Origin of the sequence: Streptomyces sp. NPDC007983, assembly GCF_042958345.1 — a bacterium.
Lineage (GTDB): Bacteria > Actinomycetota > Actinomycetes > Streptomycetales > Streptomycetaceae > Streptomyces.
Map to the genome: position 1 here is coordinate 491292 of NZ_JBIBJI010000007.1, position 6941 is coordinate 498232.

The 6941-nt window shown below is 69.8% G+C and carries 10 protein-coding genes and 1 pseudogene; 8 read left to right on the forward strand and 3 right to left on the reverse strand.

Features of this window, described 5'->3' with window-relative positions; genetic code table 11:
• Positions 1 to 90: 90 nt before the first annotated feature.
• Positions 91 to 1302, forward strand: coding sequence for a cytochrome P450 (locus tag ACFZCY_RS24775; protein ID WP_391177164.1), 1212 nt, complete (start codon positions 91 to 93; stop codon positions 1300 to 1302).
• An 11-nt stretch (positions 1303 to 1313) separates the two neighbouring features.
• Here the strand turns inward: ACFZCY_RS24775 and ACFZCY_RS24780 are convergent, their stop codons facing one another.
• Entirely contained in the window at positions 1314 to 1775 is a 462-nt protein-coding gene (locus tag ACFZCY_RS24780; protein WP_391177168.1) for a MarR family transcriptional regulator, read from the reverse strand.
• An 81-nt stretch (positions 1776 to 1856) separates the two neighbouring features.
• Between ACFZCY_RS24780 and ACFZCY_RS24785 the strand changes: the two genes are divergently transcribed.
• Both ACFZCY_RS24785 and ACFZCY_RS24790 read left to right on the forward strand, forming a co-directional pair.
• Positions 1857 to 2225, forward strand: coding sequence for a VOC family protein (locus ACFZCY_RS24785; RefSeq protein WP_391177170.1), 369 nt, complete (start codon positions 1857 to 1859; stop codon positions 2223 to 2225).
• Between the two features lie 3 nt (positions 2226 to 2228).
• Positions 2229 to 3134, forward strand: a complete 906-nt coding sequence (locus ACFZCY_RS24790; protein ID WP_391177173.1) for a DNA-3-methyladenine glycosylase family protein — start codon at positions 2229 to 2231, stop codon at positions 3132 to 3134.
• Here the strand turns inward: ACFZCY_RS24790 and ACFZCY_RS24795 are convergent.
• Entirely contained in the window at positions 3118 to 3360 is a 243-nt protein-coding gene (locus ACFZCY_RS24795; protein WP_391177177.1) for a DUF397 domain-containing protein, read from the reverse strand. The two genes, ACFZCY_RS24790 and ACFZCY_RS24795, sit on opposite strands and share 17 nt — an antisense overlap.
• Positions 3357 to 4178: a Scr1 family TA system antitoxin-like transcriptional regulator gene (locus ACFZCY_RS24800; RefSeq protein WP_391177180.1), complete on the reverse strand. Its 822-nt coding sequence runs from the start codon at positions 4176 to 4178 to the stop codon at positions 3357 to 3359. Before ACFZCY_RS24800 ends, ACFZCY_RS24795 begins: the two co-directional genes overlap by 4 nt.
• A gap of 150 nt (positions 4179 to 4328) precedes the next feature.
• On the opposite strand from ACFZCY_RS24800, the gene ACFZCY_RS24805 reads away from it, so the two are divergent.
• The 5 genes and pseudogenes from ACFZCY_RS24805 to ACFZCY_RS24825 all read left to right on the forward strand — a co-directional run bounded on the left by ACFZCY_RS24805 (position 4329) and on the right by ACFZCY_RS24825 (position 6850).
• Entirely contained in the window at positions 4329 to 4712 is a 384-nt protein-coding gene (locus ACFZCY_RS24805; RefSeq protein WP_391177243.1) for an ATP-binding protein, read from the forward strand.
• Between the two features lie 11 nt (positions 4713 to 4723).
• Entirely contained in the window at positions 4724 to 5008 is a 285-nt protein-coding gene (locus ACFZCY_RS24810; protein ID WP_391177183.1) for a helix-turn-helix transcriptional regulator, read from the forward strand.
• A pseudogene (locus ACFZCY_RS24815) lies at positions 5005 to 5523 on the forward strand (hypothetical protein); the annotation flags it as partial. The gene ACFZCY_RS24810 and the pseudogene ACFZCY_RS24815, both read left to right, overlap by 4 nt.
• A 44-nt stretch (positions 5524 to 5567) precedes the next feature.
• A complete protein-coding gene (locus tag ACFZCY_RS24820; RefSeq protein WP_391177186.1) occupies positions 5568 to 5777 on the forward strand; it encodes a transposase in 210 nt (69 codons plus the stop codon).
• A 119-nt stretch (positions 5778 to 5896) separates the two neighbouring features.
• Positions 5897 to 6850 (forward strand): IS481 family transposase, encoded by a 954-nt coding sequence (locus ACFZCY_RS24825; RefSeq protein ID WP_391177189.1) that lies wholly within the window; start codon positions 5897 to 5899, stop codon positions 6848 to 6850.
• Positions 6851 to 6941: the final 91 nt, after the last annotated feature.

Consider the following 6941-nt stretch of genomic DNA (forward strand, 5'->3'; position numbering starts at 1 on the left):
ACGGATTTCTAATGATCTCCCTGATCCCCGGCGGGGACAATGCGATCCGAGGTGGCCGACCTCCCCCCACCCGGCCGCCAAGGAGGATGCATGACGTCCGCCCAGCCCGCCGCCGAGCCCCTGACCTATCCGTTCGCGGCCGAGAAGCTGAACCTGGCCCCGCTGTACGAGCGGTTGCGCCGCGAGGAGCCGCTGGCCCGGGTCCAGCTCCCGTACGGCGAACCGGCGTGGCTGGCCACCCGCTACGAGGACGCCCGGCTCGTCCTCGGCGACCCGCGCTTCAGCCGGGCGGCGGCCGTCGGGCGCGACGCGCCGCGCGTACGGCCGTACGCTCCCGGCCCCGGCACGATCAGTACGTTCGACCCGCCGGAGCACAGCCGGTTGCGCCGCCTGGTGACCAAGGCGTTCACCGTGCGCCAGATCGACCGGATGCGGGCACGCGCCCAGCAGATCGCCGACGAACTGGTCGACGCGATACGGGCCGACGGCGCCCCCGCCGACCTCGTCGAGGACTTCGCCCTGCCCCTGCCGATCACGGTCATCTGCGAGCTGCTGGGCGTGCCGTTCGAGGACCGGGGCGACTTCCGGCTGTGGTCCGAGGCGTTCCTCTCCACGACGAAGTACACGCTGGAGGAAATCAAGGGCTACCGGGCCCTGCTCCGGGACTACATGGCCGGTCTTGTCGAACAGCGCCGCACCGCGCCGCAGGACGATCTGCTCAGCTCCCTCGTCGCGGCGCGCGACAACGACGACCGGCTGTCCGAGGACGAACTGCTCTCGCTGGCGGAGTCGATCCTCATCGCGGGCCACGAGACGACCGCCACGCAGATCGCGAACTTCCTCTACGTCCTGCTCACCCAGCCCGAACACCTCGCCGCCCTGCGCGCGGACCTCGACCAGGTACCGCAGGCGGTCGAGGAACTGCTGCGCTTCACCCCGCTCGGCTCCGGCAGCCTCCAGCCCCGGTACGCGGTCGAGGACGTCGAGGTGGGCGGGGTGACCGTACGGGCCGGTGAGCCGGTGGTCGTGGCCATCAACTCGGCCAACCGCGACGAGAGCGTCTACACCGGCTCCGACCAGCTCGACCTGCGCCGCCACGAGGCGACCCACATCGGCTTCGGCCACGGCCCGCACCACTGCCTGGGCGCTCCGCTGGCCCGGATGGAACTACAGATCGCCCTGCGGACGCTGCTGGAACGGCTGCCGGGGTTGCGGTTCGCCGACGCCGAGCGGGACGTGGAGTGGAAGGTGGGCGTGTCCACGCGCGGCGTGCGGAGGCTGCCGGTCACCTGGGACGCGTGAGGGTCTGAGCGTCAGTCCTTGAGGGCCTGCGCCACGCGGTCGAGGTCTTCGAGGAGCCCCGCGAGACGCTCCGCGGGGACGGCCTGGACCATGCGGGCCTCGATCGCGTAGACGGATGCCTGCGCGGCGTGCAGGCGCTGCCACCCTGCCTCGGTGAGCGTGACGGGGCGGGCGCGGCCGTGGCCGACGGTGTCGGGGCGGGCGAGCAGTCCGTCCTCCTGCAGCCCGCGCAGGACGACGTTCATCGACTGGCGGGTGACGAACGTGGCGCGGGCGAGGTCCGCGTTGGACATGCCGGGCCGTGCCGCCAGGACCTCCAGGCAGGCGTACTGCGGCACCGTCAGGCCGTGCTCGCGCAGCGCCTGGTCCATGGCGCCGCGCAGCGCGGCGTGTGCGCGTTTGAGCCGGTAGCCCACGTGATCAAGTACGTCCTTTGCCGGGTGCGGCGGCTCCGCCTGCGAACTCTCCTTCATGTCAATACTTTGACACACGTGTGGGCCACGTCTAGCGTTGGCGCATGTCAAAGTCCTGACATTGATTCGAGGAGGACACTCATGTCCATCAGCATCGACGGCCCCGACTTCGTCGCTCTTCAGGTCCGTGACGTTGAGGCGGCGGCCGAGTTCTGCGAGAAGCACCTCGGGTTGCGCCGTACCCCCGCTTCGCCGCCGGGCGCGGTCGTCTTCGACACCAAGCCCTGCCCGATGGCCGTGCGCGAGCCGCTGCCGGGCACCGACCTGGACTCCGGCCGCCCGGGACTGGGGGTCGCCCTGTGGTTCTCCACCCCCGACGCCCAGGCGCTGCACGACAAGCTCACCGCGGACGGCGTCACGGTCCTGACCCCGCTCGCCGACAGCCCGTTCGGCCCGTTCTTCTCCTTCGTCGGCCCCGAGGGCTACGTCCTGACCGCCCACGGAGCCTGACGCGTGACCACCGCCTCCTTCGCCCCCCAAGGCCCGTTCTCCCTGGCCTCGTCCATCCGGTTCCTGGAGGGCTTCACCCCCGCCTCCTACGACCACGCGGCCGACGGACTGCTGCGCCTGGCCTTCCCCGCCGACGACCACCACAGCGTCATCGGCTGCGCCCTGCGCCAGAAGGAGGCGGTCGGTGAACCCGGGGTAGTTTCGGCCGAGTTCACGGTCCACGCCGACAGCGCGGCTGGGAAGGCCGCCCGGAACCAGATCGCCCGGATCCTCTCCCTGGACATCGACGGCACCGGATTCCCCGCCGTCGGTGAGAGGGACCCCGTGGTGGCGAGCCTGTGGGCCGAGTTCCCGGGGCTGCGGCCCGTCTGCTTCCACTCCCCGTACGAGGCCGCCGCCTGGGCCGTCATCGGTCACCGCATCCGCAAGACCCAGGCAGCGGCCATCAAGGGCCGCCTCGCCCGCGACCACGGCCGGCCCGTCGACGTCGCGGGCCGGCGGCTCCATGCTTTCCCGACCCCGGCGGTGCTGCGGGCCCTGGCCCGTATCCCGGGCCTGACCGACGTCAAGATCGAACGCCTGCATGCCATCGCCGAAGCCGCCTTGGACGGGGACTTGGACGCCTCGGCGCTGCGGGCGCGGGACGCCGACCAGGCCCTCAAAGACCTTCAGTCTCTGCCGGGGATCGGCCCGTTCTCCGCCGAACTCATCCTGATCCGTGGCGCGGGCCACCCCGACCTCTTCCCCACCGCCGAACCCCGGGTGCACCGTGCGGTGGCCACCGAGTACGGCTTGGGCGAGGCCCCGGGCCTCTCCCGGCTCGCCGCGATCGCGGACGCGTGGCGCCCGTACCGCAGCTGGGTCGCCCTCCTGCTGCGCGCCCGCATGGCGGCTACCGGGGGTGGTTGACGGTCGTCAGGAAGGCCGACCAGGCGTCGGCGGGTATCTGGAGGTTCGGCCCGTCGGGGATCTTGGAGTCGCGGATGTGGACGGTGGCGGGGGTGTGTGCCACCTCGACGCACTGACCGCCGGTGTTGTCGCTGTAGCTCGACTTGTGCCAGTCGAGGGCGACCTCGACGCAGTCGCCGCCCGTGTTGTCGCTGTAGCTGCTCTTGAACCACCTGAGTCTGCTCATAGCTCACCCATCAACTGCTCGATGAAGCGTACGGATTCCTCGGGCCCGAGAGCCTGGGACCTGATCATGGCATAGCGGCGGGACAGGACACCTACCTCGTCCGGCTTGGAAACCAGCATGCTCTTCCCTTGGCCCTCCAGATAGACAAGGGTCGTCTCGTCCGGGGTTTCGATCAGCTTCATCGGGCCCGGAAGGCCAGCGTGCCCGCCTCGGCTCTGCGGCATCACCTGGATGACCACGTTGGGACGCCGCGCGCACTCGATGAGGTACGCGTACTGGGCTCGCATGATCTCCAGCCCGCCGATGTGTCGGCGCAGCGCTGCTTCCTCCAGGATCACATTGACGACTGCTACCGGCTTGCGGTCGAACAGCGCCTTGCGATCCAGGCGGGCCGCAACCAGACGATCCGCCTCGTCCGCGTCGACCGGCGGGAATGCGTGATCGAACAACGCGCGGGCGTAGTCCGGAGTCTGGAGCAGGCCATCGATCAACTGCATGCAGTACGACGACACGCTGATCGCCTCCTGCTCAAGCTTTACGAAGCCCTGGAAGTGTTCCGGGTAGCGTTCCAGCCGCAGGAACCCGATGGCCGCCCTCAGCAACCCTCCCGCGTCAAGTGCCTTCTCGGCCGCTTCGATGAACTCGTCCGTCGGCGGCTTCGTACACGTCTCCACCGCACTCACGGCGGAGCCGGTGTACCCCATCCGCTCGCCGAGCTCGCCTTGCGTCAGCCCCGCCTGTTGGCGCAGCAGCTTCAGTACGGCAGCGAAGTACTGCACGGTCGGTGATGCCGCGTCTCTCTTCTTCGGTTTGGCCACCTCTGTCGCCCTCTCAACGCCACTCAACGTCACTCAACGGGTGTTCGACTGGACTTGACGCTTTGCAGCGTTGAGTCGTTTCCCCTGGTCAAGGTAGCTATTGACACCCACAGTTGAGGCATGAACGCACAAAGTCACGACGTCGTCCCCATGTATCGCTGGGTGAAGAGGTTCACGCCCGTACCCCCATCGGTCCATCGCGCTCGCCACGCCGTTGAGGTCGCACTCAGCACGTGGGGCGTGGCTCCTGGCTCCGCCTTAGTCGTGCTGCTCGTCCTCTCGGAGCTGGCGACCAACGCGGTACGACATGGCCGCGTACCCGGCCGGTACTACGAGGTGCGTATCGCATACGACGCAGAGAAGTTGGTCGGCGTCGAGGTGTCCGACCCCGGCGACGGCCTACCGCTGATCGGCGACGCGGCGCCGGACGCCGAGCGCGGGCGTGGGCTGGCGATCGTGGAGGCGTTCGCCGAGGCGTGGGGCGTACGGGAGCGCGTCGTCGGAAAGACCGTCTGGGCCCGCGTCCGTCTCTAAATCACGCGCTCATGGACGGGCCGTTGCACGGCTACGGCATCATCAAGGCCGCCGAGCGGGCCACCGGCGGGCGGCTCCGGATCGCCGTCGGCACCCTCTACGGCGCGCTGGAGCGGATGGAGTGGGCCGGGCTGGTGGCCGCCGGTGACGAGGAGATCGTGGACGGGCGGGCGCGGCGCTACTACCGGCTCACCGAGGACGGCTCCGAGGCGCTCGGCCGGGAGGCGCTGCGGATGCAGCAGGCGGCGGCCGTCGTCATCGGACGCTCCGGGGATGCCGGGACGGCCCCGGCGTGAACCGTCTGCTGCTCGCGGCCTATCCCGAGCCCTACCGCTCCCGGCAGGGAGAGGAGTTGCCGGCCTGCCTGGCCGAGGCCTATCCCGGCCGTTCCTGGCCCCCGTCGCGGGAGGTCGTCGCCTTGACGCGTGCCGGGTTGCAGGCCCGCGCCCGTGCCGTCGTCGACGACACGGCCCGGCCGTGGTGGCTGGACGGCATCCAGCTGGCCGCTCTCGTCCTCGCCGCGCTGGCGCTGGTGCCGTACCTGCAAGATGTGTGGCACTGGGCGCTGCACATCGATCCCGGCCGGTATGCCATCGCCTTCCGCTTCGCCGGCTGGTATCCGTGGGCGCAAGGTCCCGGCGCGCAGACACGGCTCCCGCCCTACGGGCTGCTTCCGCTGGTCTGCCTGATCGCCCTGCTGCGCGGCAAGCCGTGGATCGCCCTGCCGGCCGCGGCAGCGATGCTCTACGCCGGTGCCACGTTCAACAGCAGTACGTTCTTCGGTGACGAGGTCAAGGCGGGCCTGGGCTACTAGAGTCTGTCGTCAAATGATCTTGGGTCATGGATCATGGTCGGGTGATACGTCGCCATGAACTGTCCGATGCCGAATGGGCCTTCGTGGAGCCGTTGCTGCCCCGGTGCGAGCGGGGCCGCAGACGGCTGGATGACCGGACGGTCCTCAATGGGATCGTGTGGAAGTTCCGGACCGGCACGGCCTGGCGGGACGTGCCCGAGCGGTACGGCTCGTGGGCCACGCTGCACACCCGCTTCCGCCGCTGGGCCTAGGTGTGTTGTCCGGGGACGTTGGTGACGGGCGACGCGCCGTGGGTGGTGCTTGAACGAGGCGAGGGCCTCTGGTTTCGGTGTGGATTGCGACATCTTCACCAACACGCAGGAGGCCCTCGTTGATCCACCGTAACGCCCCGCTGACTCCGACCGGCAGGCTGCGTCTGGCCCGGTGTGTCGTCGAGGACGGATGGCCGCTGCGGCGGGCGGCCGAACGGTTCCAGGTCAGCCACACCACCGCCGCCCGCTGGGCCCACCGCTACCGCCACCACGGGGCAGCGGGCCTGCAGGACCGCTCCAGCCGCCCCCATCACTCACCACGCCGGACACCCGCCTGTGTGGAGGAGCGGGTGCTGCGGATGCGCCGTGAACATCGGATCGGCCCGCTGCGGCTGGCCGCCCGTGCTGGCGTCGCCGCCTCAACCGCCCACCGCATCCTCCAACGCCACGGCCTGCCACCGCTGACCATCTGCGACCGGGCCACTGGCGAACCCGTCCGCCGCTACGAACGCTCCCAACCCGGCGAACTGGTCCACATCGACGTCAAGAAGCTCGGCCGCATCCCCGACGGCGGCGGCCACAAAGTCCTGGGCCGCGCGGCCGGCCGCAAGAACCGCACCGGCACCGGTTACGCCTTCCTGCACACCGCGCTGGATGACCACTCCCGCCTGGCCTACACCGAGAACCTGCCCGACGAGAAGGCGGCCACCTGCGCGGCCTTCCTACGACGAGCTGCCGCCTGGTTCGCCGCACGCGGCGTGACCCTCGAGCGGGTGCTGACCGACAACGCCTGGGCCTACAGCAAGAACACCTGGCAACAGACCTGCCATGACCTGGGCATCAGCCCCCGCTGGACCCGCCCCTGGCGACCGCAGACCAACGGCAAGGTCGAGCGCTTCCACCGCACCCTGCTGGACGAATGGGCCTACCAGCGGCCCTACACCTCAGAAAGCGAGCGTCAGGCAGCGTTTCCCGGCTGGCTGGACTGGTACAACTACCACCGACCCCACACCGGAATCAGCGGCCACACCCCAGCCAGCCGCATCACCAACCTCTCCGGACAGCACACCTAGGGCCTGTGTGAGGTCGTGATCAATCTCGGGTTTTGGTCCCTTGCGGGGGCAGGACCTGGTAGGACGCTGGGTGTGACACGTAGGCAACTCA

Bases quoted from the DNA above. Each gene is read 5' to 3' on its own strand.
- ACFZCY_RS24775 (WP_391177164.1), top strand. From the start codon at position 91: ATGACGTCCGCCCAGCCCGCCGCCGAGCCCCTGACCTATCCGTTCGCG.
- ACFZCY_RS24780 (WP_391177168.1), bottom strand. From the start codon at position 1,775: ATGAAGGAGAGTTCGCAGGCGGAGCCGCCGCACCCGGCAAAGGACGTA.
- ACFZCY_RS24785 (WP_391177170.1), top strand. From the start codon at position 1,857: ATGTCCATCAGCATCGACGGCCCCGACTTCGTCGCTCTTCAGGTCCGT.
- ACFZCY_RS24795 (WP_391177177.1), bottom strand. From the start codon at position 3,360: ATGAGCAGACTCAGGTGGTTCAAGAGCAGCTACAGCGACAACACGGGC.
- ACFZCY_RS24805 (WP_391177243.1), top strand. From the start codon at position 4,329: ATGTATCGCTGGGTGAAGAGGTTCACGCCCGTACCCCCATCGGTCCAT.
- ACFZCY_RS24810 (WP_391177183.1), top strand. From the start codon at position 4,724: ATGGACGGGCCGTTGCACGGCTACGGCATCATCAAGGCCGCCGAGCGG.